Origin of the sequence: Rhodospirillum rubrum ATCC 11170, assembly GCF_000013085.1 — a bacterium.
GTDB classification, from domain to species: Bacteria; Pseudomonadota; Alphaproteobacteria; order Rhodospirillales; family Rhodospirillaceae; genus Rhodospirillum; species Rhodospirillum rubrum.
Window position 1 is genome coordinate 396,221 of record NC_007643.1, and the last position, 25,533, is coordinate 421,753.

Annotated in this window: 24 protein-coding genes, 1 tRNA gene and 1 CRISPR repeat array (1 of these 26 running past the window's edge); of the genes, 21 read left to right on the forward strand and 4 right to left on the reverse strand. The window is 64.5% G+C overall.

Annotated features, from left to right (window positions below; translation table 11 throughout):
* Positions 1-25 precede the first annotated feature (25 nt).
* The 4 genes from RRU_RS01710 (at position 26) to RRU_RS20120 (ending at position 5,773) form a co-directional block, all read left to right on the forward strand.
* Positions 26-2,227 (forward strand): sigma 54-interacting transcriptional regulator, encoded by a 2,202-nt coding sequence (locus tag RRU_RS01710; RefSeq protein ID WP_011388079.1) that lies wholly within the window; start codon positions 26-28, stop codon positions 2,225-2,227.
* A gap of 254 nt (positions 2,228-2,481) precedes the next feature.
* Positions 2,482-4,224 carry a sensor histidine kinase gene (locus RRU_RS01715; RefSeq protein ID WP_014625913.1) on the forward strand — a complete coding sequence of 581 codons (1,743 nt, stop codon included), beginning with the start codon at positions 2,482-2,484 and terminating at the stop codon, positions 4,222-4,224.
* A 190-nt stretch (positions 4,225-4,414) separates the two neighbouring features.
* Entirely contained in the window at positions 4,415-5,047 is a 633-nt protein-coding gene (locus tag RRU_RS01720) for a LysE family translocator (RefSeq protein ID WP_011388081.1), read from the forward strand.
* Between the two features lie 591 nt (positions 5,048-5,638).
* Positions 5,639-5,773: a hypothetical protein gene (locus RRU_RS20120; RefSeq protein WP_014625914.1), complete on the forward strand. Its 135-nt coding sequence runs from the start codon at positions 5,639-5,641 to the stop codon at positions 5,771-5,773.
* A 59-nt stretch (positions 5,774-5,832) separates the two neighbouring features.
* On the opposite strand, the gene RRU_RS01725 is transcribed toward RRU_RS20120, so the two are convergent.
* Complete coding sequence (locus tag RRU_RS01725; protein WP_014625915.1) at positions 5,833-6,756, reverse strand: LysR family transcriptional regulator; 924 nt, start codon at positions 6,754-6,756, stop codon at positions 5,833-5,835.
* Positions 6,757-6,897: 141 nt separating this feature from the next.
* On the opposite strand from RRU_RS01725, the gene RRU_RS01730 reads away from it, so the two are divergent.
* Together RRU_RS01730 and RRU_RS01735 are read left to right on the forward strand one after the other, a co-directional pair.
* Positions 6,898-7,866 carry a DMT family transporter gene (locus RRU_RS01730; RefSeq protein ID WP_011388084.1) on the forward strand — a complete coding sequence of 323 codons (969 nt, stop codon included), beginning with the start codon at positions 6,898-6,900 and terminating at the stop codon, positions 7,864-7,866.
* A 69-nt stretch (positions 7,867-7,935) separates the two neighbouring features.
* Positions 7,936-8,625 (forward strand): glutathione S-transferase N-terminal domain-containing protein, encoded by a 690-nt coding sequence (locus RRU_RS01735; protein WP_011388085.1) that lies wholly within the window; start codon positions 7,936-7,938, stop codon positions 8,623-8,625.
* Between the two features lie 158 nt (positions 8,626-8,783).
* Here the strand turns inward: RRU_RS01735 and RRU_RS01740 are convergent, their stop codons facing one another.
* Positions 8,784-9,251, reverse strand: coding sequence for a Dps family protein (locus RRU_RS01740; protein WP_014625916.1), 468 nt, complete (start codon positions 9,249-9,251; stop codon positions 8,784-8,786).
* A 14-nt stretch (positions 9,252-9,265) separates the two neighbouring features.
* Complete coding sequence (locus RRU_RS01745) at positions 9,266-9,550, reverse strand: hypothetical protein (RefSeq protein WP_014625917.1); 285 nt, start codon at positions 9,548-9,550, stop codon at positions 9,266-9,268.
* A 185-nt stretch (positions 9,551-9,735) separates the two neighbouring features.
* On the opposite strand from RRU_RS01745, the gene RRU_RS01750 reads away from it, so the two are divergent.
* The 4 genes from RRU_RS01750 to RRU_RS01765 all read left to right on the forward strand — a co-directional run bounded on the left by RRU_RS01750 (position 9,736) and on the right by RRU_RS01765 (position 12,554).
* Positions 9,736-10,698, forward strand: coding sequence for a LysR substrate-binding domain-containing protein (locus RRU_RS01750; RefSeq protein ID WP_011388087.1), 963 nt, complete (start codon positions 9,736-9,738; stop codon positions 10,696-10,698).
* A 148-nt stretch (positions 10,699-10,846) separates the two neighbouring features.
* Positions 10,847-11,386 (forward strand): YbaK/EbsC family protein, encoded by a 540-nt coding sequence (locus RRU_RS01755; RefSeq protein ID WP_011388088.1) that lies wholly within the window; start codon positions 10,847-10,849, stop codon positions 11,384-11,386.
* 92 nt (positions 11,387-11,478) lie between these two features.
* Positions 11,479-11,570: transfer RNA gene (locus tag RRU_RS01760), tRNA-Ser, on the forward strand.
* Between the two features lie 141 nt (positions 11,571-11,711).
* Entirely contained in the window at positions 11,712-12,554 is an 843-nt protein-coding gene (locus RRU_RS01765; protein ID WP_011388089.1) for a class I SAM-dependent methyltransferase, read from the forward strand.
* Positions 12,555-12,711: 157 nt separating this feature from the next.
* Here RRU_RS01765 and RRU_RS01770 read toward each other — a convergent pair whose 3' ends face one another.
* Positions 12,712-13,008 (reverse strand): winged helix-turn-helix transcriptional regulator, encoded by a 297-nt coding sequence (locus tag RRU_RS01770; RefSeq protein WP_014625918.1) that lies wholly within the window; start codon positions 13,006-13,008, stop codon positions 12,712-12,714.
* Positions 13,009-13,152: 144 nt separating this feature from the next.
* Here RRU_RS01770 and RRU_RS01775 point away from each other — a divergent pair, with 144 nt between their 5' ends.
* The 11 genes from RRU_RS01775 (at position 13,153) to cas2e (ending at position 24,055) form a co-directional block, all read left to right on the forward strand.
* The gene (locus RRU_RS01775) at positions 13,153-13,479 is read left to right on the forward strand and encodes a nuclear transport factor 2 family protein (protein WP_011388091.1); all 327 of its coding nucleotides are present in this window, start codon (positions 13,153-13,155) and stop codon (positions 13,477-13,479) included.
* Positions 13,476-14,267, forward strand: a complete 792-nt coding sequence (locus tag RRU_RS01780) for an SDR family oxidoreductase (protein WP_011388092.1) — start codon at positions 13,476-13,478, stop codon at positions 14,265-14,267. The genes RRU_RS01775 and RRU_RS01780 overlap by 4 nt, the downstream gene beginning before the upstream one ends.
* 787 nt (positions 14,268-15,054) lie before the next feature.
* Positions 15,055-17,712, forward strand: a complete 2,658-nt coding sequence (locus RRU_RS01785; RefSeq protein ID WP_011388093.1) for a CRISPR-associated helicase/endonuclease Cas3 — start codon at positions 15,055-15,057, stop codon at positions 17,710-17,712.
* 259 nt (positions 17,713-17,971) lie between these two features.
* Positions 17,972-19,255 carry a CRISPR-associated protein Cse1 gene (locus tag RRU_RS01790; RefSeq protein WP_011388094.1) on the forward strand — a complete coding sequence of 428 codons (1,284 nt, stop codon included), beginning with the start codon at positions 17,972-17,974 and terminating at the stop codon, positions 19,253-19,255.
* The gene (locus RRU_RS01795) at positions 19,252-19,659 is read left to right on the forward strand and encodes a hypothetical protein (RefSeq protein ID WP_011388095.1); all 408 of its coding nucleotides are present in this window, start codon (positions 19,252-19,254) and stop codon (positions 19,657-19,659) included. The genes RRU_RS01790 and RRU_RS01795 overlap by 4 nt, the downstream gene beginning before the upstream one ends.
* Positions 19,649-20,212, forward strand: a complete 564-nt coding sequence (locus RRU_RS01800) for a hypothetical protein (RefSeq protein ID WP_011388096.1) — start codon at positions 19,649-19,651, stop codon at positions 20,210-20,212. Before RRU_RS01795 ends, RRU_RS01800 begins: the two co-directional genes overlap by 11 nt.
* Before the next feature lie 12 nt (positions 20,213-20,224).
* The gene (gene cas7e / locus RRU_RS01805; protein WP_011388097.1) at positions 20,225-21,370 is read left to right on the forward strand and encodes a type I-E CRISPR-associated protein Cas7/Cse4/CasC; all 1,146 of its coding nucleotides are present in this window, start codon (positions 20,225-20,227) and stop codon (positions 21,368-21,370) included.
* Positions 21,363-22,112, forward strand: a complete 750-nt coding sequence (gene cas5e / locus RRU_RS01810; protein WP_011388098.1) for a type I-E CRISPR-associated protein Cas5/CasD — start codon at positions 21,363-21,365, stop codon at positions 22,110-22,112. The genes cas7e and cas5e overlap by 8 nt, the downstream gene beginning before the upstream one ends.
* The gene (locus RRU_RS01815) at positions 22,109-22,840 is read left to right on the forward strand and encodes a type I-E CRISPR-associated protein Cas6/Cse3/CasE (protein ID WP_011388099.1); all 732 of its coding nucleotides are present in this window, start codon (positions 22,109-22,111) and stop codon (positions 22,838-22,840) included. The genes cas5e and RRU_RS01815 overlap by 4 nt, the downstream gene beginning before the upstream one ends.
* Before the next feature lie 10 nt (positions 22,841-22,850).
* Positions 22,851-23,732, forward strand: a complete 882-nt coding sequence (gene cas1e / locus RRU_RS01820) for a type I-E CRISPR-associated endonuclease Cas1e (protein WP_011388100.1) — start codon at positions 22,851-22,853, stop codon at positions 23,730-23,732.
* A complete protein-coding gene (gene cas2e / locus RRU_RS01825; protein ID WP_011388101.1) occupies positions 23,732-24,055 on the forward strand; it encodes a type I-E CRISPR-associated endoribonuclease Cas2e in 324 nt (107 codons plus the stop codon). Before cas1e ends, cas2e begins: the two co-directional genes overlap by 1 nt.
* A gap of 57 nt (positions 24,056-24,112) precedes the next feature.
* Positions 24,113-25,533: a CRISPR direct-repeat array (repeat unit 29 nt; unit sequence GGTTCCCCCGCACTCGTGGGGATAGACCC) (it continues 1,050 nt past the right edge of the window).

The following is a 25,533-nucleotide window of genomic DNA, read 5'->3' on the forward strand; positions in this document are numbered from 1 at the left end:
GCCATCGGCGAAGGATCGTTTGGACATGGGTGAGGCGCACAGTCTGGCGGAACGCTACGAACTGTTGCTCGATGTGTCGGAGATTCTCGAGCTGAACCGCGATCTAAATTCGCTGCTCGGCGCGCTTTGCGACCTGCCGGCCAGCATTGGTCTGTTCGATTATGTCAATCTGCTGCTCTATGACGCGCCCACCGATACGATGACGTTGTTTTCGCAGGGCGATGTCGGCGGCGGCTATGCGCGGATCGACGGTCTCGCCCCGACCGAGGGACCGGGGCAGGTGGTCTGGGCCCGTCAACGTCCCTTCGTGTGCAGCGGCGAGGAATACCGCCGGCATTTCCTGAAGATCGCCGCTCTGCGCCGCAACCAGCGGGTCGGACTGTATTGTCAGATGCCGCTGACCACCAGCCAGCGCCGGCTGGGCGGGGTGGAATTCATCAGTTCACGCCCCACTACCTATGACGAGGATGATCTGACCTTCCTGCGCCGGGTCGCCTCGGTCATCGCCATTTCGGTTGAAAACGCCCTGATCGGCGAAATGCGCCAGATGGAGGAGGAGCGTCTGCGCGGCGAACGCGATCACAACCACATTCTGGTCGAGGTGACCAATGCGGTGATTTCCAAGCTGAAGCTGGAGGATCTGGTCGACGAGGTGTCGCGCTCCATTCACCGGTTTTTCGGCGTCGATTTCGTCTCCCTCGATCTGGTCGATCCGGCCACCGCCACCATCAAATCGCGCTCGGTCTATTTCCAGAAGGGGTTGGGGCCGGTCTGGGGCTCGGCCCAGGGGCCGCTTGGCGCCTCGCCGATGGCACCCTTGTTCGAGACCAAGGCGCCGCGCATCCTGGCCCGCGCCGATCTGGGGGCCCTGGCGCGCGGCCATGATCAGATGACCTTGCTGACCAACGCCGGTTTCCAAGTGGCTTGCGGTATCCCGTTGCTTTCGGCGGGGCATGTTCTGGGGGTGCTGACCCTGGCCAGCCGCGAGCGCGACAAGTTCACCGATTACAATATCGGCTTGCTGGGCGAGGTCGCCTCGCGCATTTGCATCGCCGTGGAAAACGCCCTGGCTTACGGCGAGATTTCCCGGCTCAAGGACCAGTTGTCGCGCGAGAACAAGCAACTGGCCAAGGAACGCTATTACCTGGAAGAGGAAATCCGCCGCACCGAGGATTTCGGCGATATCATCGGCATCAGCCCGGCCATTCGCGGCGTTCTCGAACAGGTGGAGCTGGTCGCCGACAGCGACAGCACGGTGCTGATCCTCGGCGAGACGGGCACGGGCAAGGAACTGATCGCGCGCGCCATCCATATGCTGAGCCAGCGCAAGAAGCGCACGATGATCAAGGTGAACTGCGCGGCCATTCCCTCGGCCCTGCTGGAAAGCGATCTGTTCGGCCATGAAAAAGGCGCCTTCACCGGCGCCATCGCCCAGAAGTCCGGCCGCTTCGAACTGGCCGATCGCGGCACGCTGTTTCTTGACGAGGTCGGCGACATCCCCATCGATCTGCAGCCCAAACTGCTGCGCGCCTTGCAGGAGCGCGAAATCGAGCGGGTCGGCGGACATCAGCCGATCCCAGTGGATGTGCGGATGATCGCCGCCACCAACCGCGACCTGACGGGCATGGTCGAGAAGCGGCTGTTCCGGGGCGATCTGTATTATCGCCTGAACGTCTTTCCGATTCTGATCCCGCCTTTGCGCGAGCGCCGCGAGGATATTCCGCTGATGGCGGATTATTTCATGCGCAAGACGGCGCGCAAGATGAACCGGGCGATCGAGGCCTTCTCGGCCGAAACCATGGATATGCTGCTTAACTTGCCGTGGCCGGGCAATGTGCGCGAGCTGCAAAACGTCATCGAGCGCGCGGTCATCCTGACCAAGGGGCCGGTGCTGCATCTGCCCGCCACCGAACTGCGCCATCATCTGGCGCCCAGCGCCGCCCTGCCGTCCGAAGACGCGGTGATTCCTCTCCGCGCCGCGGTGCTGCCCTCCGCCGCGAGCGCGCCCGATCCGCTCCCGCCCCCGGCCGGGTCGTCCCCCAATCCCGGCGATCTCGCCGGCGAGGCGATCGAGCGCGACCAGATCTTGCGAGTATTGCGCGAAACCAATGGCATCGTCGGTGGTCCGCGCGGCGCGGCGGCCCATCTCGGAATGAAGCGGACCACCTTGCTGTCGCGGATGCGCCGCCTTGGCATCTCGCCCAAGGAGGTCGATCACCGCGCGTGAGGGGGGGCGCTAGCGGCCGCCAACAATCGTGGCAACACCTTCCCCTGCTGTGATACCGTTTCGCACAGGCGGAAAAGGGGAAGTGCTCGGCGTCGTCGGAAATCCCGCAAAGGGGCCGACGGGAGTTGCAGAGCATGATGATGGTGGGTGCAGGCTCGTTCCAAACACCAGGCGGGGTGCCGCCCTTACCCCCGCCGCCCCGCGAAGGAGCGACGGGGCGGTCGTTATCGGCCAAAGCCAGGGCCCCCACCGTCTTGGGCCTGCTGGCCGCCGTCGTCCTTGTCATGCTCACTCTGGGGCTAGGGGCCAATCTGGTTTTCCTTTATCGCGACGGCGTGGAGCGCGGCGAGGCCCAGGTTCTGGCGCTGCGCGATGGCGCGCGCGAACAGGCCGCTGCGGCGGTCTCGCGAATCGATCTTCTGCTCTCGGGCCTGACCGAGGGGTTGGCGTTGCGTCCCGAGGTCGAGCGCTGGGGCGATGCGGGCATTCATGCCCTGCTGGTGCGCCAAAGGGCCCTGCTGCCGATGGTGCGCGGGATCATCGTCACCAATGAGGCCGGGCGGCTGACCCATGATAGCGAGGCGGCGATTCCGGCGAATATGGACCTGTCCGACCGCGATTATGTGCGGGCCTTGCGGGCCGATCCGCAAAGCGGCCTTTACATCGGCGAACCGGTGCGCGGGCGCACCTCGGGCCGGTGGTTCATCAGCATGAGCCGGCGCTTCACCGACCAGCAGGGCGCCTTCAAGGGGGTGGTTACCGCGGTGGTCGATCCGGTGGCCCTGGGGACCGTCTTTTCGCCGTTTCTGCCCGGCGCGGGGGGAGAGTTGGAGGTGCTGCGCGACGACGGGCGGGTGCTGCTGCATCTGCCCGATTTCGAACGCTTCATGGGGGCGGCCCGCGGGCACCAGTCCTTTTTCCGCGATGTCCTGGCCGCGGCTCCCAGCGGATCCATCCGGGTCGCGGGCTCGACCGAAGAATCGGTCTATCGCCTGGAGGGCGGAGAGGCCGGGCTGTTCTTCACCTGGGCGACGGTTCCGGGATCGCCGCTTCTGGTCACGGTGTCGGCCTCTTATGACGGGCTGCTGCGCTCCTGGTGGCAGGTCCTGCCCTATCACCTGGGGGCGATCGCCTGCATCATCCTGGTTATCCTGGCCCTGGTGCTGAAGGTCCATCGCCAGATCCGCCATCTCAACGGCTTGATCGTCGCCCTGTCGAACCGCGAAGCCGCCCTGGTCGCCGCCCGGCGCTCAAGCGAGGAGGCCAATCGCGCCAAAACGCTGTTCCTGGCCAATATGAGCCATGAATTGCGCACGCCGTTGAACGCCATCATCGGCTTTTCCGACATGCTGGCGAACGGCATTCACGGCGCCTTGGCCGATCGTCAGCAAGACTATGCCCGCGATATCAATCTGTCGGCCCTTCACCTGCTCGATCTGATCAACGACATCTTGGATGTCGCCAAGATCGAATCCGGAGGGTACCTGCTGCACGAGCGGCCGTGCAATCTGGCCGCGATCATCCGCGCCGCCGAGCGCATGCTGGGCCCCCGCGTCCGCGAAAAAGGGCTGGTAATGGATACGGTCTGCGTCGATGGCGAGGCCTGGGTGATGGCCGATGAGCGGGCCATGCAGCAGGTGCTGCTCAATCTGCTGTCCAATGCGGTCAAATTCACCCCCGAGGGCGGGCGGATCACCGTTTCCCTGGGGTTGAACGAGGGCGGCGGCATGGTTCTGGTGGTGGGCGACACCGGTCCGGGCATTCCCGCCGAGCATCTGGCCCTGGTGCTCGAGCCTTTCTATCAGGTGGGCGAGGTGGAAACCCGCAGCCACGAGGGAACCGGCCTGGGCCTGCCGCTGGCCAAGGCCCTGGTCGAAAAGCACGAGGGCGCGCTGCGCCTGGACAGCCAGCCTGGACAGGGCACCCGGGTCAGCGTAACCCTGCCCGCCGCCCGCGTTCTGCCGCCGCAACGGCCGCCGGTCGAGGCCAAACCTTGAACCGGCCCCTTCACGACCGGGCCGCCTTGGCGCTTTGAACCAGAGTGCGACGATGATTGGCTTGCTGTCGCGATCCCGGAGCGGTGTGCGGGGAGCCGATTTCACGCCAGCGGCGTGAGGGATTGAGAACGGGCGTGGTTGCCCCCTGGGCGGGCGGGATCTAAGGTGGGGCGCGCTTTGGAGGTCGGCCATGACGTTTCACGAAATCTTGCTGTTCATCCCCGTCGGCCTGTTGATGGCCGTGCCCTTTGGTCCGAGCAACTTTTTGGTTTTTTCCAATGGTCTGCGCTATGGGCCGGTGCCCGCCGGTTTGGCCGGGGTGGCGCGCATCGTCGCCTTTGGGCTTTTGATCGGCATTACCGCTTTCGGTCTGGGGGCGATGCTGTCTTCGGCGGCGTGGTTGCTGATCGGCATCAAGTGGTTCGGCATCGCCTATCTGGCGTGGCTTGGCATCCGCATCTGGCGCACGCCGGCGCCCGATGTCGAGGCCTTGCGCTTGGTGGCGGGAGCCGCGCGGCCGCAAGGAACCTTGCGGGCGCTGCTGCGCATGGAATTCACCACCGCCATCGCCAATCCCAAGGCGATCTTGTATTTTACCGCCGCCTTTCCCCAGTTCATCGGCCCGGCCGAGAACTTCACCGAACGCTTCCTGACCATGGGCGCGGTGTTCCTGGTCTGTGAATACATCGTGCTGTGGGGCTATGGGCTGGTTGGCGCCGGGCTTGGGCGTACGGGCCTGCTTGCCGGGATGAGGGATTGGATCAACAAGATCACCGGCGCCAGCTTCCTTGGCTTCGCCGCCTGGATGGCCAGCGCCAAATAGCGCCGTAACACGACGCGGCATAAAAGAGTACGGGGCGCGGTCCGACATGGCTCGCGCCGGCCGTCTGCAAGACGGCATAAAAAACTACGGGGCGCGGTCGGACATGGCTCGCGCCGCCCCGTCTGCAAGACGGCATAAAAGAGTACGGGGCGCGGTCCAACATGGATCGCGCCCCGTTTTTGAAGACCACCGGTCCGGCTTGTCTGGGGGGCCCCCGGCTGGCGGCGGGGAGGTGTGCGGTTTGGAACCGCCGGAAGGCCCTTTGATCTCCCCGAACCGGTCGCCTTCTACAACCACATTGACCCTTAGGAGGAGAGATCGCTTCTCTAATTGCATCTGGCGTGCCAAAGCCGGGGCCGGTCCGTCCGGTCCGATTTCCGCCAGTCTCCGCTGCGGGCCATCGCCCCTTGCCGTTGCGTTCCGCGAAGCTCTTGTCTTTTGCATTGCATTTGGGCAGCGCCGTGGGGTCGGCGGCGCGAAAGAGTCGCGAAAACGCCGCAATTGCCGGCTGTTCGGTCACAGAGCCGCCCGATTGGCCGGGTCTACTGTTGGTCGTGGCGAACGATCCCGTCCGCTCCCGGAGATGGCATCATGACATCCCTCAATTCGCTGATCGCCGAACGCCAGACCGCGATGCTCGGCTCTGGTCTGGTCAAGCCGGTTCTTTTGCTGTTGGTCGGGGCGGTATCGCTGGGCCTGATCGGGGCCTTGAGCACGCTGGTTTAGAGTCAATCCCGCGCCCTGTGGACCAGAGGGCGACGATGATTGGCTTGACCATGACGCTCTCAGAGCGGGGGCTCCCCGGCGAGCGCCGCCACCTCGCTCCGCACGGCCTCGGCCACGGCGAGAACGGCGCGCGAAGCGGCGCGGTCGCGCGGCCAGGCCAGCACGATCGACCGGGTCAGCGGCGGATCGCCCAGCGGTCGGGCGGCCAGCAAGCCCGCCGCCAAGTCGCCGGCGAAGGCCGAGGGGGCATGGACGACCAGCCCCAGGCCGCGCATCGCCAGATCGCCGAGCACGCGCAGCGAATCCGCCTCGATCGCCACATCCAGGGTGATGCCCAGGCGGAAGACCGCCTGATCGACCAGGGCGCGCAGGCCGTGGCGGCGCCCGGGCAGCAACAACGGCAAATCGGCCAGCCGATGCAGGGCCAGGGGGGCGCCGTGGGCCGACAGGTCGGCGGCCGGTAAAAGATCGGGGCGGCCGATCAGCGCCAGATCCTCGGTCAGCAGCGGCTCTTGCACCAGGGCCGGCCCCACCGCCCCGGCATACAGCAGGCCGATATCGATCCAGCCCGATCCCAGGCCGTCCTGCACCACCCCGGACAGCTCCTCGACGATGGTCAATCCCAACAAGGGATGGGCGGCGCGCAGGCGGGTGACCACCCCGGCGGTCAGCCGTACGCCGACGCTGGGCGGCAGGCCCAGGCTCACCCGGCCGCTCACCTGACCGCCGCGCGCCGCCAGGGCCCGGCGCGCCCCTTCCACCTCGCCAAGGATGCGGCGGGCGCGTTCGGCCAGCACCAGCCCGGCGGCGGTGGCTTCGGCGCCGCGCCCGGTGCGCCGCAACAGCCGCTCGCCCAGATCCTCCTCAAGCAGCCGCATCTGGCGCGACAGCGCCGGTTGGGTCAGATGCAGCCGTTCGGCGGCGCTGCTGAAGCCGCCGCTGTCGACAATGGCGAGAAAGGCGCGAAGCTGACGAAGATCCATGGCTCGATGATATAACAAAGGCTGATATCTGATAATCGGGAAATCGAATTGCCTTATCGGATGGCGCGCCGCTAAATCAGCCGACACCCCCTTTGGCCGCTCCGCCAAACCGCGGTTCCCTTTTCCCAGGACACCTTCGCCATGTCAGCCCCCGCTTCCGGCTTTTCCGCCCCGCGCTCGCCCAAGGCGCCCGTCGACTGGGCGCCGTGGATGGTGCTGATCTCGACCATCGCCCTGTCGTTCAAGGGGATTTCGGCCAAATACGCCTATGATGCCGGGATGGGGGTGGGGATGGTGCTGATCTTGCGCTTCGTTCTGGCCGCGCCATTCTTCTGGGTCGGCGAGCGCCTACTTGGCGCCGGCCGGCCCCGGTTGCCGCTGGGCTGGGCCGAGATCCGCCCGTGCATTTTGGCCGGGGTGTTGTTCAGCGTGGCGACCTATAGCGATTTCTCGTCGGTCCAGTTGATCGGGGCCGGGTTGTCGCGGGTGATCTTGTTCACCTATCCGGCGGTCATTCTGATCATCGGCGCCTTTTCGCGGCGCACCTGGCCGGCCCGCCGGCAGATGCTGGCCTTCGCCATCACCTATCTGGGGCTGCTGATCATCATCGTGCCCTCGGTCGGGCTGGTCGCGGTCGACGTGATGCTGGAGGGGGTGGCGATGTCGCTGCTGTCTTCGGTGACTTACGGATCGTTTCTGGTGTATTCGCAAAGTCTGACCGGCCGCCTGGGATCGGCGCGCTTCACCGCCATCTCCAACACCGTGACCATGCTGATGATCGTGCCCTTCGCCCTGGCGATGGGCGGAGATCTGACCATTCCCAATACGACGGCGCTGATCTGGGCGGTGGTGATCGCCACCGTCTGCACCGTCTTGCCGTTTTTCCTGCTATTTGAGGGCATCCGCCGCTGGGGGGCGGAGAAAACCGGGCTGATGACGCTGTCGGGGCCGGCTTTGACCATCGCCATGGCCTGGGTGCTGCTGGACGAGACCTTGACGCCGCTTCAACTGATTGGCTTCGCCGTGGTCATGGCCGGGGTGGGGGCTTTGCAGGGGGTGGATCGGCCGTTGCTGCGTTTGCTTAGGCGCGGCCGGCGGGCCGAGGCTTGATTGGCGGCGCAGGCCACCAAATATCGGGCGCGTTCCCTCTTGTCCGTTTCCGCTCCAGGAGCCGCCCCGATGTATGATCTGTATTACTGGCCGACACCCAATGGCTTCAAGATTTCCATCCTGCTTGAAGAACTGGGGCAGCCCTATACCCTGAAGCCGGTCAATATCGCCAAGGGCGAGCAGTTCGCCCCCGAGTTCCTGGCGATCAGCCCGAACAATCGCATGCCGGCCCTGGTCGACCATGCGCCAAGCGACGGGGGGGCGGCGATCGCGCTGTTCGAATCCGGGGCGATCTTGGAGTATCTGGCGACCAAGCATGGCGCCTTCCTGCCCAGCGATATCCGCGGCCGCACCGAAACCATGGTCTGGTTGTTCTGGCAGGTCGGCGGCCTGGGGCCGATGGCCGGTCAGGCCCACCATTTCCGCCAATACGCTCCCGAACCGGTCCCTTACGCCATCGAGCGCTATACCAACGAGGTCAACCGTCTTTATGGGGTGATGAACAAGCGCTTGGCCGATCGCGACTATCTGGCCGGGGCCTATTCGATCGCCGATATGGCGTCCTGGCCCTGGGTGGTGTCCCATGCCAATCAGGGGCAGTCGCTCGACGACTTCCCCAACCTCAAGCGCTGGTTCGACGCCATCGGCGCCCGGCCGGCGGTGCAACGCGGCATGGCGCTGGGGGCGGACCTGCGCGAAGCCAATGCCAATACCACGCCCGAGGCGCGGGCCGTGCTGTTTGGCCAGAAGGCCCGTTGATCAAGGCCCGTTGATCAAGGCCCGTTGATCAAGGTCCGTTGATCAAGGCCCGCTGACCGGGGCCGACGCCCGCCCTTTTGGCGGAAACGACCCCGGGCCGGTGGAGGAGATCCACCGGCCCGGGGCTTTGACACGCGGTGCTTCGATCGCTGTTGCGATCAGGCGGCCATGCTACGCAGCATCCAGGCGGTCTTCTCGTGGATCTGCATGCGCTGGGTCAGCAGGTCGGCGGTCGGTTCGTCGGCGGCCTCGTCGGCCACCGGGAAGATGCTGCGCGCGGTGCGGGTCACGGCTTCCTGATCGCGGGCCAGATCGCGGATCATCTCCTCGGCCGTGGGCACGCCCGAGCCTTCCTTGATCACCGTCAGCTTGGCGTATTGGGCATAGCTGCCCGGCGCGGGATAGCCCAGCGCCCGGATCCGCTCGGCGATCACGTCCACGGCCGTGGAAAGCTCGATGTACTGCTGCTCGAACATGAGATGCAGCGTGTTGAACATCGGGCCGGTGACGTTCCAGTGGTAGTTGTGGGTCTTGAGGTAAAGGGTATAGGTGTCGGCCAGAAGGCGCGACAGCCCTTCGGCGATCGCCTGACGCTTGTCGTCGGCAATGCCGATATCGATGCTCAAACCATCCATTGTGATCACTCCTTGATCTCTGATGAGGATCCTCGGGCGCGGCCGCGAGCGACGGTGTCCGGTGGATCGAAGGTCGTTGGGATGGCGGCGGAGCCGGGGAGAAAGGCCGCAACCGTCATGGGGGAATATAAGGAGGGCCGGGCGGGGGGCGCCAACCGATATTTCGCTGACCATCCCGGCGGGGCGTGTTTTTTTAAAAGGGCGGGATCGGCGATGAGGGCCTTGGCAGGCAACGCCCCGGGCATCGGCGTCAGGCCGGGAGCGGGGAAGGCGTTACCGATGGTCATCATGGGGGCCGATCCTTTTCGAAGGAGGCGTTTGGCGACAGGAAACGGGGCGGAAGGCCAAGAGGGGTGGTGTGCGCCGAACGGCGGAGCCGGACGGCCCGTGGAGCGTTGTACCAACACCAAGACTATGGCTTTCTGCGGCCAATCATTCTAATTGGATGTTTCGCTACTTCTGATCGGAAAATGCCATGAAAAATCTTCCGACCCTCAGACAGCTCCGCTATCTGGTGACGGTCAGCGAAACCCGGCATTTCGGCAGGGCGGCCGAGATCTGCGCCGTAACCCAATCCACCCTCTCGGCGGGGGTTCAGGAGCTTGAGGGTCTGCTGGGCACCCGGCTGATCGAACGGCGCAGCCGGCGTCAGGTGGTGTTCACGCCATTGGGCGAGGAAATCGTCGAGCGCGCCCGCGCCGTTCTGGCCGATGCCGAGGCTCTGGTCGATGCCGCCCAGGCCGGATCCCTGCCTTTGGTCGGAGACCTTCATTTGGGGGTGATTCCGACCATCGGTCCTTATGTGTTGCCGCGTCTGGTTCCCGCCCTGCGCGAAGCCTATGGCGGCTTGCGGCTGTTCCTGCGCGAGGAGCAATCGGCCAACCTGCTCAGCCTGCTCAACGCCGGGCGGATCGACGCGGCGCTGATGGCCTTGCCCTATGCGGTGGGCGATCTGCCGCGCGTTGAACTGGCGACCGAAGAGGTGGTTCTGGCGATGCCGGAAAACCACCCCTTGGCGGCCTTTGATGACATCGCGGTGGAAAAGCTCGAGTCCGAGACCATGCTGATGCTCGAAGACGGCCATTGCCTGCGTGAGCATGCGATGGAGGCCTGCCACCTGACGCGTTCGCGCGGCAACGAGGCCTTTCAGGCGACCAGCCTGTCGACCCTGGTGCAGATGGTCGCCGGCGGCGTGGGCGTCACCTTGATGCCCAGCATCGCCGTGCCGGTGGAGGCCCGCCCGGGATCGGGCGTGGTGGTGCGGCCGATCACCGGGGCGCGGGCGGCGCGCACCCTGGCCCTGCTGTGGCGGCCGGCCTCGCCGCGCTCGCGCGATTACCGCCTGCTCGCCGATGCCATCGGCACGGCGATCACCGGCGCCCTCAGTGATGCCGGTCGGCAATTGGCCGGTCAAAGGAAGGAGGCAAAGGAGGCGTAGGCTGCGGAAAGCCAAGCCGACGGGGGAGGGGGGCTTGCGCCGCCTTGTTGATCGGTGATTGATCGGCGGCGGCGATGGGGGCAAAGTTGATCGGGCCCGAGGAGCTTATCAAGACCGACGAACTCAAGACCGACGAGGAGTAAGCCCGGTGAGCGTTCCCCAATCCGCGTTGTCGACGGCGAATGACGACCTGGCCAATGGCCCCTTGTCCAATAGTTCGGTGCGCCGGGTGATCGATGCCCTGGCCGCCGGCGGGTCAAATACCCGGGTGGTGGCTTTGACCGATACGGCGCGCAGCGCCCAAGACGCCGCCCAGGCCCTGGGAACCGAGCTTGGCGCCATCGTCAAATCGCTGGTTTTCGTGATCGGTGACCAACCGGTGATGGCCCTGGTGGCCGGCGATCGTCAGGCCGATACCGCGGCCCTGCCCGGTTGTCTCGGGCTGGAGGGGCGCTGCAAACGCGCCGATGCCGAAGTGGTGCGCGCCGCCACCGGCTTTGCCATCGGCGGTGTCGCCCCGCTTGGCCATCCCGCCGCGCTGCCCATCGCCTTGGATGCCTCGCTTGGCCGCTTTCCTACGGTTTTCGCCGCCGCCGGCCACCCCCATTGCGTTTTCCCAACCACCCTTGACGAACTGGCGCGGCTGACCGGCGGGGTGGTTGACGCGCGGATTGCGAAAAACCCGTAATTATCGGCTGTCGATCCCTTGACGGCGCCGTTGCGGACTGCTATTTCCTCCTCCCTCGCGCGGGGGCTAGCCGCCCCGCGATGACTGGCACCGGAGTGGTGGGTGAGTGGCTGAAACCAGCGGTTTGCTAAACCGCCATACTGGGAAACCGGTATCGAGGGTTCGAATCCCTCCTACTCCGCCAGTGCCTTGTTTTTCCTCATTATTTTTGATTTTTGACAGGCAAAAGCGGCGCTAGGCCGCCCTTGCCTGTGGCGGCTTGTGTGCCGTTTTCCCGTCTTTAATGCCAGGAAGACCGGACTAAAGAACGCCTAGGAAAGCCAAAATGACGGAAACTCAGGCGTTTTTTTCGGCCAACCGGATGAATTGGGATGATCGGGCCGCTATCCATATCCGGGACGAGACCCAGTTCTATGGCATCGACGCGTTGGTCGCCGGGGCCAACGCTCTGACGCCGATTGAAATCAGCGAGCTTGGCGATGTCGGCGGGCTCCGCGTCGCCCATTTCCAGTGCCACATCGGCACCGACACCCTTTCGGTGAAGCGGATGGGGGCCGCCGAGGTTGTCGGGCTTGATTTTTCGCCGGCCGCGCTCGGCCATGCCCGGGATCTGGCGAAGCGCGCCGGTCTGGATGCCGCGTTTGTCGAGGGCTCTGTCTATGATGCGCCGTCTTTGCTGGGCGGCGGCTTTGATCTGGTCTTCACCAGTTGGGGCACGATTTGCTGGCTGGACGACCTTGGCAAATGGGCGCGCGCCATCGCCGGCGTGCTGCGCGTCGGCGGCCGGCTTTATTTCGCCGATACGCATCCCTTTGCGCTGATGATGGAGGCCGGGGAGAATGGGGCCTTGCGTCAGGTCTTCGACTACGAAACGCCCCCGGAAAGCCCGCTGATCTTTGATGACGAAACAAGCTATGACGGCTCGGAAGCGCTAATAAAAAACGCCCGCACCTATGAATGGCAGCATTCCGTTTCCGATATCCTGAACGCCCTGATCCAGGCCGGGATCAGCATCGACTTCGTGAACGAGCACGATGCGTTGCCCTGGGAAATATACAAAGGCATGGAGAAGGGGCCAGACCGCCTGTTTCGCATGAAAGACGGGCAGGGGAAGACGCCCTTGGCCTTGTCGATCGGCGGAACCCTGCGCCAAGCGCCCGCTTTGTAACAGCACGGCCCCTGAAACAGCATCAGAACAGCAAAAGCGGGTCTGCCCCCCTTTTTCTTTTTTTCTCGGGACGGAAGGCCGGGGATGCCCTCTCGGGGCGCGGTTGTGCTCCGCGCCTGTGCGCTGGCGCCCCCCCCTTGATGCTCAAGCTAGGGAGTCACGGGGAGGATTTCGCCCTGTCCTCGCGGAGCGCCGCCCATGACAAAAGCGCGTCAAGGGCCGGGCAAAGCGCCTGTCCCCAGTCCGTCAGGCAGTATTCGACCTTCGGCGGCACCTGATGGTGAACGATGCGGCGCACGATACCGTCCCTCTCCATCTGGCGAAGCTGCTGAATCAGCATCTTTTGCGACACGGCCGGGATGGCGCGCTCAAGGTCGGAAAATCGCAGGACAGCGCCGCCGAACAGGTGGAACAAGATGATCAGCTTCCAGCGGCCTTCAAGCAGCTTCAGCACAGTCTCGACGCCTTCGGCCGCCGTCTCGCGCGTGTAGCCGGAGCCCTTACCTTCGGGTGAGTACCTTACTTTTTTGTCTGTTCTTGTCATTTGCTCAGGCTAAGGCGATTTATGCCCCGGGACAACACAAACCGGAGACCTGTCATGCCGATCCCTCTGCCAGGGCCGGTCGCGGCCTATTTCGCCGCCGACCACAATGATGGCGATCTCGTCGCCTTATGCTTCACGGAGAACGCCGTCGTGGTCGATGAGCGCCAGACCCATACGGGCCGCGATGCCATCCGCGCATGGCAGGCGGAAGCCTCGGCGAAAGTCAGCTACACCGTTGATCCTTTTGCAGTTAGCGAGGAAGGCGGGCGCACCGTGGTAAGCGGCCGTGTCGCGGGGGATTTCCCCGGTAGCCCGGTCGATCTGCGCTATGCGTTCGTTGTGGACGGCGACAAGATCGCCCGCTTGGAGATCACGGGATGAGCTTCGATCTCGGTTTGAGCGGCGCCCGCGCCCTGGTGACGGGTGGAACGAAGGGGATCGGTGCGGCCGTGGTCGGTGCGCTGCGCGATGCGGGCGTGCGCGTGGTCACCACCGCGCGCCGTGTGCCGGCCAACCCGGCGGACCCGGCGAACCCTGTCCACTGCCTCGCCGCCGACATGACCACCGCCGAGGGCTGTGACGCGGTAGCGAAATACGCGATCGATCGTCTCGGCGGCGTGGACATTATCGTGCATGTGGTCGGCGGTTCGTCGGCCCCCGCCGGCGGGTTCGCCGCCCTGGACGATGCCGAATGGTCGAGGGCCCTGAACTGGAACCTGATGCCGGCCGTCCGTCTTGACCGTGCGCTTCTGCCGGGAATGATCGCGCGGGGCGCGGGGGTGATCGTGCATATCACCTCGATCCAGACCCGTCTGCCGCTTCCAGAATCGACGACGGCCTATGCCGCCGCCAAGGCGGCGCTTGCCTCCTACAGCAAGAGCCTGTCGAAGGAGGTCGCCGCGAAGGGCATCCGTGTGGTGCGGGTTTCTCCGGGCTGGGTAGAGACCGAGGCGGCGGTTGCCATGGCTGAGCGGCTGGCCGAACAGGCCGGCACCGACTACGCGGGCGGCAAGCAGATCATCATGAAGGCGCTCGGCGGCATCCCGCTCGGCCGACCGGCCAAGCCGACCGAGGTCGCCGATCTGGTCGCCTTCGTCGTCTCCCCGCGCGCCGGCGCGGTGACGGGCACGGAGTTCGTCATCGATGGCGGAACGGTGCCGACCGTTTGACGGACCTTTGTTTAGGCCCATCGCAAAAAGGGTCCCCCGCCGAGCGCCGCGCCCCCGGCACATCCCGAGCACTCTCAGCCAGAGTGCGGCGATGATGTGCTGGGCGATCAAGATCTGAGAGCGATGAGCGGATTCCCCGCTCACCGCTTTAGGGGAAAACGGCGATCCATGGCGATGACTCGCGCGGGCATCGGCACGATATGCCCGACGGGATCAGCGGCGGGCTGGCCCCAGGTGACGATGACCCTGACCGGAGACTCCGGCCGCAGGGTCAGGACCAAATAGGGGCCGCCTCCGTTCTGGGGGGCTTCTCCCGATCGGTCAAACAATGTCGGAGAGCGCCCAATTATCCCGTCAGAAGCTCTCGTGCTTCTGACGGGATAGGCGATTTTGGGCTGAGACAAGATGCATCATAGCGTCATTCGGCAGGCTAGCCCGGCGATCGATACTGAAACGGGACGGTGAATTTATTTATATAATTCAGCGTCTTATATCGTGTCGTGGCGTGGCTTCGGATGCCCTCGGATGGGCCCGAATTATTCCCACTCGATTATTTTTTTTACAAAAAACATTTAAAAAACAAATAGATAAAAAATAAACATTCAGAGATACCATTCAGAATACCATTCTGAACAATTTTTATTCCGTTGCGGTTGCGCCCGCGACCTTGGCGTCAGCGCGCACGTCAAACTCGACCCCAGCAAGGAATGCCACCCTATGGTCGAAGCTATTGCGGATAGCCACAATGTGGTCTGCTCTTGCTTCAGGGGAAAGATGAGCGCGAAGGATGCGCGGTATTGGGGGCTGGGCTTTGAACGATGTCACCGGTTCGGCGGCAGAGCAAAACCAAGAAAGCCGCAAGGGGCTTTATGGCGCGCCTTGGGGAAAATCGAGGGACGGGGAAAGCCATCATCTGGCCCATCACTGCGCCGATGTGGCAGCCTGCTTCGAGGCCATGGCCGCGCTGCCCGGAGTGCGGAGCCGATTGGAACGGGCCGCAGGCGGTCCCCTTTCCGAGGTCGATATCGCCCGCCTTGCCGTTCTGGTTTTCCTTCACGACATAGGCAAGCTGCATCCGGGGTTTCAAGCGAAGGCTTGGCCGGAGGGCTTATGGACGGGGCCCCGGCACGGACATATGCGGGAAGGCGTGGAGATTTTCCAGCACCAAGCCCCCCCGGACATTGTCCGCAGCCTGCATCTGGAAAAGCTGATCGAGTGGGGTGTCGATTGGAATCTGCTTTTCTCCGTCCTTGCCCACCATGGTCGTCCGGTTTCCATGGAAGGAGGACGCCCCCCTTGTTGGCGGGCCGTGGCGAAAGCCGGCTATGACCCTGGTGCGGCTTCGGCTGAAGTCGGCGGTCTCATCCCCCGTTGGTTTGCCGGCGCCTTTGTCCAAGACGGTCGGCCGCTTCCCTCGATGGTGGGGTTTGCCCATCTGTTTTGTGGCTTTGTCTCGCTTGCCGACTGGTTGGGGTCGACAAGGGCGGTCTTCCCGTTCAAGGCCGAGCTTGATGTCGATTACATGGAGAAGGCCCGCAAAAAAGCCGGCGCTGCGGTGGCGGCCATTGGCCTCGATCCCCGCGCCCTCCAGCGTAAGGCGGCGGGGCGGGCCGATTTCGCCACCCTTACCGGCATAGACACCCCACGGCCCCAGCAACAGCTGGTCGGCGCGTTTCCCCTTGCCGAACCCCTTGTCATTCTTGAAGCCGAAACCGGATCGGGCAAGACGGAAGCCGCGTTGTGGCGTTTCGTCCTGCTGTTTGCGGCGGGAAAGGTGGACAGCCTCTATTTCGCCCTCCCCACGCGCGCCGCGGCCATCCAACTCCACGCCCGGGTGAACAAGGCGATGGCGCGGGTCTTTGGCGCCGATGCGCCGGAGGCCGTTCTCGCGGTTCCCGGCTATCTGAAATCCGGGGTGGTTGGCGGGCATGCCCTGCCTGACTGGGGGGTGCGCTGGGATGACGATGGCGGTCTTGACGAGAGCCGCCTTCTGGCCCGGTGGGCGGCGGAAAGCGCCAAACGCCATCTGGCGGCGACCATCGCCGTTGGAACCGTCGATCAGGCCATGCTCGCCGCTTTGCAGGTCAAGCATGCCCATCTCCGGGGGGCCGCCCTTTCGCGCAGCCTGCTAGTAATAGACGAAGTTCATGCCTCTGATCGCTATATGGTTGAAGTACAGACCCATCTGCTCGCCATGCATCTCGGGCACGGTGGTCAGGCCATGCTGATGTCGGCGACGCTGGGATCGCTGGCACGGACGAAGTGGCTGGGGCGCAAGACTTCCCCGTCTTTTGAGGAGGCGGTGGCCACGCCCTATCCGGCCGTTTGGGGCAAGGGAGAGGTCGCGCCGCGCGGGGGGATCGGCAAGGGCGGGGAGAAATCCGTCGCCATCGGGCTTGTTCCGTCGTGGACGGCGGAAACGGCGGCGGCCCTGGCGATCGACGCGGCGCGCTCCGGGGCGCGGGTGCTTGTCGTGCGCAACACCGTGCGGGCGGCGATTTCAACCTTCGACCGGGTCCGGCAAGCCGGCGGCGAGGATTTGTTGCTGACGGTGGCCAAGGGTCCGGCTTTGCATCACGGCCGGTTCGCCCCCGAGGATCGCGCCCTGCTTGATGGGGCGGTGGAGGCGGCCTTGTCTGTTGATCAGGCAACGCGCACACCGGGCGGGCGGATCGTCATCGGAACGCAAACGCTCGAACAAAGCCTTGATATCGATGCCGACTTTCTGATCACGGACCTGTGTCCCGTCGATGTGCTGCTGCAACGCATCGGGCGGTTGCATCGCCATGCCCTGAGCCGGCCGTCCGGCTTCGAGGTCCCCCACTGTCGGGTTCTGATGCCCGAGCAGGGATTGGAGATATTTCTGCCTCCCTTTTTCGAGAACGGGCTGGGGGGATGGGACGAGCGGGGTGTTCTGAACGGCATCTACCGCGACCTCTCCGTGCTTGAACTGACCCGGCGCCTGATCGCGGCTTACCCCGAATGGCGCATCCCGGCGATGAACCGGTTTCTGGTCGAAAGCGCAACCCATCCCGAGCGCATCGAGGCGCTGCATAGGGAACTGGGGCGGCCCTGGGAAACCTATTGGGCCAATGTATGTGGCAAGGACATCGCCGATGCCGGCGCGGCCAGAAACATCGCCCTGCCGATCGGCACGCCCTTCGCCGACATGAGGTACCCAGACCCCGACAAGGAAGAGAGAATCCGCACGAGACTGGGGGCGGAGGGAGCCCGGATTCTTTTTTCCGGCCCGGTCTGCGGCCCCTTCGGAGTCGAGATCAGTGGCGTGACCCTGCCGCCCCCCTGGTCCCATGGGATCGACGGCGGGACGGTGGTGGCGCCGATCGCTTTGGATGGGGTGTTGCATTTCCAAGCCGGAGGGACCAAATTCGAGTACGGACGCCGCGGTACGGTTAGATCTTACAGGTTACTTGAAATATCCTGAGCGGATCCCATATCGTGTTCGATGCCACTTTTGCATGGAGTTCCAATCATGGGGTTCGGTATGTTCACGTGTGTCGAGACGGTCTTCCGGTTGCCGCGATTTTCTGTCGCTTTCCGCCTTCAGGCTGCTGTCGTCTCGACAAAAGCCGACGGGGCCCTGGAAAACTCCTGGGATAGCCCCCTGTATGATCTGACCGACGGTTGTGATCGGCTGACTTCCCCGCACTCGCGGGGCTCTCTCGGTCGGCTGGAGGGGTAGGATGGTCAATCTCCTCCTCCAGCCGCTGATCGATGTCACGCCCTGTGGGGTTTTGACATTGCCCGGGGTGATGGCGGCCTTGGCCCGCGATGAGGTGGGCTCGTTTCCTTCCCTAAGACCCCATCAAGCGCCGGCTTGGCATATGTTTCTGGTTCAACTGGCGGCCCTCGCCCTGCAAAAGGCGGGGGAAAAGACCGTTCCGACGGTGGAAGAGGACTGGGCGCGTCTTCTGCGCGGCCTGACACCAGGCTTTAAGGCCGATGAGCCCTGGTGTCTGGTGGTCGATGATCCGGGCAAACCCGCCTTTCTTCAGCCGCCGATCCCGCCGGGTCTCCAGCTTGGCAATCCGGTTGCGACCCCGGATGGGCTTGACCTGCTGATCACCTCGCGCAACCACGATTTAAAGCAGTCGGTGGCCTATCGTGGAACGGCCCAGGATTGGGTCTTCGCCTTGATCTCGTTGCAGACCGGAGAGGGCTATGGCGGGGCGGGTAATCAGGGCATCGCCCGGATGAATGGCGGCGCGTCCTCGCGCCCGTTGGTGTCCCTGGCGCCCTTGCCGCCGAAGTCGGAAAAAGCCATGGCCCCCCGGCCGGGGGCTTGGTTTCGCAGGGATGTGGCCGTGCTGCTGGAGACGCGCGAGAGCGAGATGGCACATTACGAGCCTCTCGGGTATCGCGAAACCGGGGGGCTTGGCCTGACATGGCTTGCCCTTTGGCCGGAAGACGAACAGCTTCAAACCAAGGACTTGGATATCTGGTTCATTGAAGTCTGCCGCCGTGTCCGGCTGTCGGAGGAGTCGGGGCGGCTTATCGGCAGAAAGGGAACATCGAAAGCGACGCGGATCAATGCCAAGCCTTTGAAGGGCGCTTTGGGTGACCCCTTCGCCCCTGTCGATAAGGTTGAAAACAAAAGCTTTACCCTTAATGACCGTGATTTTGACTATAGGGTTCTCACCGAACTTATCCTGTCTGGAAATTGGGACCTGCCCCTTTTGGCCCGGCCCGCGTCGTTCGAGCCTGAAGGCGAAACGCTCGCCCTGGTCTGCGCCGCCTTGGCCCGGGGCAATAGCAAGACCTATGGCTTCAAGACGCGCATCCTGCCCGTGGGCGGCAAGATCTCCCGAGCCCTGAGCCTTGGTCCCAAGCGCGCCGAGCTGTACGACCTTGCCAAGGCGCAGATGACGACGATCGAAACCTTCGACAAAGCGCTTGGATTTGCCCTGGCCCTGGCCGCGGTCGGCGGCGAGCGGGAAAAAATTACGACCTTGCCAAGGCGCAGATGACGACGATCGAAACCTTCGACAAAGCGCTTGGATTTGCCCTGGCCCTGGCCGCGGTCGGCGGCGAGCGGGAAAAAATCAAAAAAGAGCATTACGCCTATTCGCGGGACGCCCGGGACGGCTTTGACCGGGTGGCCGATAGCCGCTTTTTCCCCTTTCTGTGGGCCCGGTTCGCTATGCGCGACCAGGGACCAGAGGCGCTGCTGGCGATCGAGATGAACTTCGCCAAGGAGCTGTTTTCGGCGGCCGAGGGCTTTTTCAAAGCGGCGCTTCCCACCATCCCCTGCGCCGGCATTTTCCGCCCCCGCGCCGAAGCCCGGGCGCGATCGGCCTTCACTGGCCGGATCCGGCGCGATTACCCGGACCTCTTCCAGCCCCACCACAAGGATGCGAACGATGCCGCCTGAGGGAGAAAGGTTTGATTATAAGGTCGCGGTCGGCGAGATCGCGGCAAAGATGTGCCGCCTTGGCACCGGGGATCTGGCCCAACTGCGGCGGATGGAGGTTGGGGGGCCGGGATGTTCCGCCTTCTGGCATCTGGCCAGCGCCGGGGGGGTGATCGACGCGGCGCCGATCACGCCGTGGATGCGGATCATCAAAATCATGGCGATTTTGACGCCCAAGGGAGAGCGGGCCAAGGGGATCCCTCTGCACGACGATAGATACCGACTGGGCGGCGTGCTGTGTGATGGCGGCGATCCTGGCTGGAAGGATGCGACGCGGCCCTTTGTATCGGAAACGCGGCTGGCCCGGTTTTTGTCCCAACCGCCAGACCACCATGGCGAGGCCTTGGAGCGCATCGCGCGCGCCCTGGCAAACCGCCGGGTGATCGACCGGGGCCTCAATTGCGCCGATATCGCCGCTTTGCTGCTGTTTCCAGAAAGCAAAACCTCCGCCCAAGCCCTGGCGACCAGCTATTACCGGCGGCTTGATTCCGCTTTACGCACCGACAAGACATAAGGAAGCCGACGAATGACCCCGTCCCGTTTTCTGCAAATCCACAGTTTGCATTCCTATACGGCGGCGCTTTTGAACCGGGATGATTCCGGTCTGGCCAAGCGGCTGACCTATGGCGGATCAAACCGCACCCGCATTTCCTCGCAATGCCTGAAGCGTCACTGGCGGATGGCCGAGCACGACCCCCATGCCCTGCAGACCCTGGGGGGATACGTTGGCTCGTTCCGCTCGCGCGAATTGGTTACGGATCTGGTGATCAAGCCGCTTGAGGGGCGTTATCCCCAGGACATCCTTGATGTCCTGGAGCCGGAGTTTCAGAAACTGGTTTATGGGGACAAGGCGGACAAGGGCAAGAAAAGCCGCCAGACCCTGTTGTTGGGACAGCCCGAACTGGCGTGGCTGGCCCGGCGGGCGGAAGAACTCGCCGCCGGGGCAAACGATGCGAAAGCCTTGCAAAAGGCCGTCGCCGATTGGCGGAAAGACGCGAATTTCAAGGCGATGAGCGAGAACGCGGCGCTGCCCGGCGGTCTTGTCGCCGCCTTGTTCGGCCGCATGGTGACATCCGATCCGGCGGCCAATATCGACGCGCCGGTGCATGTCGCCCATGCCTTCACCGTTCATGCCGAAGAGGCGGAGGGCGATTACTTCACCGCCGTTGATGATCTGAAAAAAGACGAGAGCGATAGCGGCGCCGATACGATCCAGGAAACCGAACTAACCTCGGGCCTGTTCTATGGCTATGTGGTGATCGATCTGCCCGGCCTGATCGGTAATTGCGGCGGTGACAAGGAGATCGCCGCCCAAGTGGTGAATAATCTTGTCTATCTCATCGCCGAAGTTTCCCCGGGCGCCAAGCTGGGCTCCACCGCGCCCTATGGCCGCGCCGATCTGATGCTGATCGAAGCGGGCGACCGCCAGCCCCGCAGTCTGGCGACGGCCTATCGCAAGGCGATCGCCCCTGATCGCGAACAGGCGGTGGCGGCTCTGGACGGCTGTTTGGCCAAGCTTGATGCCACCTATGAGACGGGGGAGGCCCGGCGCTATCTGTCGCTGGCCGAAACGCCCTTGACCGGACCGGCGACCAGCGGCTTGGAAAAGCTGTCGCTCAAGGCCCTGGCGGACTGGACGGCGAGCCGGGTGAAGGAGGCTCCCGATGCCTGAGCATCGCTGGCTGATCGTGCATCTGGAAGCGCCGTTGCTGGCTTTCGGTGGGGTGGCCATCGATAACGTGGGCGTGACCCGCGATTTTCCCGCCGCATCGATGCTGACGGGCTTGTTCGCCAATGCGCTTGGCTGGCGGCGGACCGAGTGGGAGCGCCACCAGCGCCTGCAAGACCGCCTGATCTTCGCCGCCCGCCGCGAGCGCGAAAATCCGACCGGCGTTCTGACCGATACCCAGAACGCGAAATTGTCCAAGACCGAAAGGGGATGGACGACCTGGGGCGAGCCCGAGGGGCGCGATGGGGCCAGTTACGGCGCGCCCCATCGCCGCCGCCGGGATTATCATGGCGATGCCTCGGTCGTCGTGGCTTTGCGGTTGGATGCGGCCGAAGAACCCGCTCTTGACGACCTCGCCGCCGCCTTGGACCGCCCGGCCCGGCCGCTGTTCATCGGACGCAAATCCTGCGTGCCGTCCCGCCCTTTGCGCGGCAAGGAGTTCGTTGTCGCCGCCACCGCCTATCAGGCGCTTCAGGCGCTGCGCTCCGATGGGAACGATCGCCAAAGGGATGGGGCTGCCGCCGAGCGGCGCGCGGTCTGGCCGGTGGGGGAAGGGCCTGTCGACGGGCCGGCGGTTCATCGCATCCATGACCTGCCCGACCTGCGGAACTGGCGCACAGGCCTGCACGGTGGAACGCGCCCGATCGTTGAAGGCGTCGTCGTGGCGCAAGGGGCCGGCCTATGACCCCGCTTTATCTGATCAGCCTGCCTTTGGACATGGTGTCCTTTCATCGCTGGGCCGGCCAGCGCGGCATCGGCACCGATGAAGGGCGCGCCTTGCATCACCTGCTTGGCGAGAGCTTCGGCAAGGGTGTCCTTCAGCCGTTCCGCTTGATGGTGGCGCCCAATGGCGCCACCGGCACGCTTTACGCCTATACCCGCGCCGATAGGACGGCGCTTGTTCAGACGACGCGGGACTTTGGTCTGCCCGACGCCTTGGCCGTTTGCGATCCCGCCCGGCTGGCCGCCAAGGCCATGCCCGAGGACTGGCGCGAGGGACGCCGTCTGGCCTTTGACCTGCGGGCGCGGCCGGTTCGCCGGCTTTTGAAACCGGCCGGGGTTTTCCCCAAGGGGGCGGAAGTGGATGCCTTCCTGCTTGAGGCCCTCCGCCGTTTTCCCGAGGGGCGGCCCGCCGAGGGGGTGGCCGGCGCGCCGATCACGCGCGAAGGGGTCTATTTCCAATGGCTGGCCGAGCGTCTGTCCGGCGCGGCCCGGGTGGAGGAGGTACGGCTGGCCCGCTTCGAGCGCCGCGCCGTTCTGCGTGGCAGTAAATCCATCGAAGGCCCGGATGCGGTCTTCCATGGGGAACTGGTCATCCTTGACGGGGCGAAATTCGCCGGGCATCTGGCGTCTGGCCTTGGCCGACATACCGCTTACGGCTATGGCATGATGCTTCTGCGTCCGGCGCGATAGGGGACGGATCATGCTGAGCGGAAGGCTGGGACTTGAAAAAGCGCGCATTCCCCATGCCGACCGCCATGGGCTGGTCTGGCTTGATCGCGGCCGTCTGGAGGTCGAAGACGGCTGTCTGCGCTTTGTGACCGCCGGTGGCGGTGAACTGGCGGCGGGGGATTATCAGATCCCCCATCAGGCGGTATCGATCATCCTGCTGGGGCCGGGGTCAAGCGTTACCCATGATGCGCTGCGGCTGCTGGCCCGCCATGGCTGCGCCTTGGCCGCCATTGGCCAGGGGGCCGTACGGTTTTATACCGCGCCGCCCCTGATGCCCGACAGTTCCGCCCTGGCGCGGGCGCAGGTAACGCTTTGGGCCGATCCGAAGACCCGCATGGAGGTGGCGCGCGCCATGTATGCCATGCGCTTTGGCGAGATCGTGCGAACGCGCGACATCGAGGTTCTGCGCGGGCAGGAAGGCGCCCGCATCAAGCGAAGCTACCAGCTGGCGGCGGAACGCTATGGCATACCCTGGCGGGGGCGAAGCTATGATCGGGCCGATCCCGAGGCCGGGGATGAGGCCAATCAGGCGATCAACCACGCCGCAACGGCCATGACCGCCGCCGCCTCGGTCGCCGTGGCGGCGGTGGGGGCGATCCCCCAACTGGGGTTCGTCCACGAGGATTCCGGCCAGTCCTTCGTTCTCGATATCGCCGATCTTTATCGCCACGATATCACCCTGGATATCGCCTTTGGCGCCGTTAAGGAGGCGGAAAAATCCGGTGATCCCCTTGAGCGACTCACCCGCCAGCGGGCGGCCAAGCTGTTTCGCCAACGCGGCGTTATTCCCTCGATGATCGACAGGATCAAAACGCTTCTGGGTCTTGGGGCCGAGACCGAGGAGATCGCTTGATGCCGATGGTTGTGGTCGTTACCCGCAATGTCGAGGCGCGCTACCGGGGGTTCCTGGGCTCGGCCATGCTTGAACTGGCGCCCGGCGTCTATGCGCAGCCCCGGATGAACGCCGGCGTCCGCCAGCGGATTTGGGAGGTGCTTGCCCAATGGTATGGGCACCTGCGCCAGGGCAGCATCGTTATGACCTGGGCCGACAGCCTAGCCAATGGCGGCCTTGGCCTCGCCACCCTGGGTGAACCCCCCAAGGATATCGTTGCCCACGACGGCATCCTGCTCGTCCGCCGGGCCCTGCCGGCAATCGAAAAGAAGCCCAGTGACTGACTTTTTTCCTTCTGCTCTTTGACAGTGTGTATATTTTAGAAGGCGTTAAAGGTCAGAGGTTCCCCCGCACTCGTGGGGATAGACCTTACTACACCGAGCCCCGCATTATCCGGGTGCGGGTTCCCCCGCACTCGTGGGGATAGACCCGCGCGGGCATCATCTGCCCCGCACACCATAGCGGTTCCCCCGCACTCGTGGGGATAGACCGTTTGGCGAATACCCCATGGTCCAAGGCGCTATGGTTCCCCCGCACTCGTGGGGATAGACCCGACGCCGCGAACGTCCTGACCGAAGCCCTGGCGGTTCCCCCGCACTCGTGGGGATAGACCCTGGCGGCGGCGTTTCGCGCTGAAGGCGCCCTGGGTTCCCCCGCACTCGTGGGGATAGACCCGCCGCCGGGACCGGGGCGCAGGCGATCTACAAGGTTCCCCCGCACTCGTGGGGATAGACCCCTCGGCAATGCGAGGGATCACGTCGCCGGAGCGGTTCCCCCGCACTCGTGGGGATAGACCCCTACTACGCCCGACAGGCGATATTGGATAAGCGGTTCCCCCGCACTCGTGGGGATAGACCCTTAATCCCCGATCTCAGGGGGAGGCTGGAATGGGTTCCCCCGCACTCGTGGGGATAGACCCAACAGACGACAGCGGGATCATCCTGGCATCGAGGTTCCCCCGCACTCGTGGGGATAGACCCTGCGTAAGCTGCGTTCCTTGCTGGATTAGGGCGGTTCCCCCGCACTCGTGGGGATAGACCCAAGCCCGGGGTTTATGGAGAGCATACCATGACGGTTCCCCCGCACTCGTGGGGATAGACCCCCCGGACGCCTTTTGGTGGACGACGCCGCAAAGGTTCCCCCGCACTCGTGGGGATAGACCCATGACTGCATGACCGAGGCGCTTTATGCCGAGGGTTCCCCCGCACTCGTGGGGATAGACCCTCTAGGCCCCGGTACGCAGTGCTCACGCGTACGGTTCCCCCGCACTCGTGGGGATAGACCCGACATCGACACGCCTCCGCCGACGACGGCCACGGTTCCCCCGCACTCGTGGGGATAGACCCCGGGTAATCTCGCTGTGAAGGCTGACTTCACCGGTTCCCCCGCACTCGTGGGGATAGACCCCGGCCGAATGTTGCCCGCCCCTCCCCCTGTCCGGTTCCCCCGCACTCGTGGGGATAGACCCACCACGGGGAATTCCCGATGCTCCGCCTCCTGGGTTCCCCCGCACTCGTGGGGATAGACCCGTGCGCGACAACATGGGGTGGGTGCGCGATCAGGTTCCCCCGCACTCGTGGGGATAGACCCACGATCGGGTCTTTGCGCCAGTTCGGCGACCAGGTTCCCCCGCACTCGTGGGGATAGACCATGTTCCGTCTGGCTCCAAGGTGTCGTAATCGCGGTTCCCCCGCACTCGTGGGGATAGACCCTTGCCGCGAATGCGGCGCCCCCCTGGCGGTCGGGTTCCCCCGCACTCGTG

Bases quoted from the DNA above. Each gene is read 5' to 3' on its own strand.
- RRU_RS20120 (WP_014625914.1), top strand. From the start codon at position 5,639: ATGACATCCCTCAATTCGCTGATCGCCGAACGCCAGACCGCGATGCTC.
- RRU_RS01710 (WP_011388079.1), top strand. From the start codon at position 26: ATGGGTGAGGCGCACAGTCTGGCGGAACGCTACGAACTGTTGCTCGAT.
- RRU_RS01735 (WP_011388085.1), top strand. From the start codon at position 7,936: ATGTATGATCTGTATTACTGGCCGACACCCAATGGCTTCAAGATTTCC.
- RRU_RS01800 (WP_011388096.1), top strand. From the start codon at position 19,649: ATGCCGCCTGAGGGAGAAAGGTTTGATTATAAGGTCGCGGTCGGCGAG.
- RRU_RS01780 (WP_011388092.1), top strand. From the start codon at position 13,476: ATGAGCTTCGATCTCGGTTTGAGCGGCGCCCGCGCCCTGGTGACGGGT.
- RRU_RS01750 (WP_011388087.1), top strand. From the start codon at position 9,736: ATGAAAAATCTTCCGACCCTCAGACAGCTCCGCTATCTGGTGACGGTC.
- RRU_RS01765 (WP_011388089.1), top strand. From the start codon at position 11,712: ATGACGGAAACTCAGGCGTTTTTTTCGGCCAACCGGATGAATTGGGAT.
- cas1e (WP_011388100.1), top strand. From the start codon at position 22,851: ATGCTGAGCGGAAGGCTGGGACTTGAAAAAGCGCGCATTCCCCATGCC.
- cas7e (WP_011388097.1), top strand. From the start codon at position 20,225: ATGACCCCGTCCCGTTTTCTGCAAATCCACAGTTTGCATTCCTATACG.
- RRU_RS01785 (WP_011388093.1), top strand. From the start codon at position 15,055: ATGCGCGGTATTGGGGGCTGGGCTTTGAACGATGTCACCGGTTCGGCG.
- RRU_RS01815 (WP_011388099.1), top strand. From the start codon at position 22,109: ATGACCCCGCTTTATCTGATCAGCCTGCCTTTGGACATGGTGTCCTTT.
- cas5e (WP_011388098.1), top strand. From the start codon at position 21,363: ATGCCTGAGCATCGCTGGCTGATCGTGCATCTGGAAGCGCCGTTGCTG.
- RRU_RS01730 (WP_011388084.1), top strand. From the start codon at position 6,898: ATGTCAGCCCCCGCTTCCGGCTTTTCCGCCCCGCGCTCGCCCAAGGCG.
- RRU_RS01795 (WP_011388095.1), top strand. From the start codon at position 19,252: ATGACGACGATCGAAACCTTCGACAAAGCGCTTGGATTTGCCCTGGCC.
- RRU_RS01745 (WP_014625917.1), bottom strand. From the start codon at position 9,550: ATGATGACCATCGGTAACGCCTTCCCCGCTCCCGGCCTGACGCCGATG.
- RRU_RS01720 (WP_011388081.1), top strand. From the start codon at position 4,415: ATGACGTTTCACGAAATCTTGCTGTTCATCCCCGTCGGCCTGTTGATG.
- RRU_RS01790 (WP_011388094.1), top strand. From the start codon at position 17,972: ATGGTCAATCTCCTCCTCCAGCCGCTGATCGATGTCACGCCCTGTGGG.
- cas2e (WP_011388101.1), top strand. From the start codon at position 23,732: ATGCCGATGGTTGTGGTCGTTACCCGCAATGTCGAGGCGCGCTACCGG.
- RRU_RS01725 (WP_014625915.1), bottom strand. From the start codon at position 6,756: ATGGATCTTCGTCAGCTTCGCGCCTTTCTCGCCATTGTCGACAGCGGC.
- RRU_RS01775 (WP_011388091.1), top strand. From the start codon at position 13,153: ATGCCGATCCCTCTGCCAGGGCCGGTCGCGGCCTATTTCGCCGCCGAC.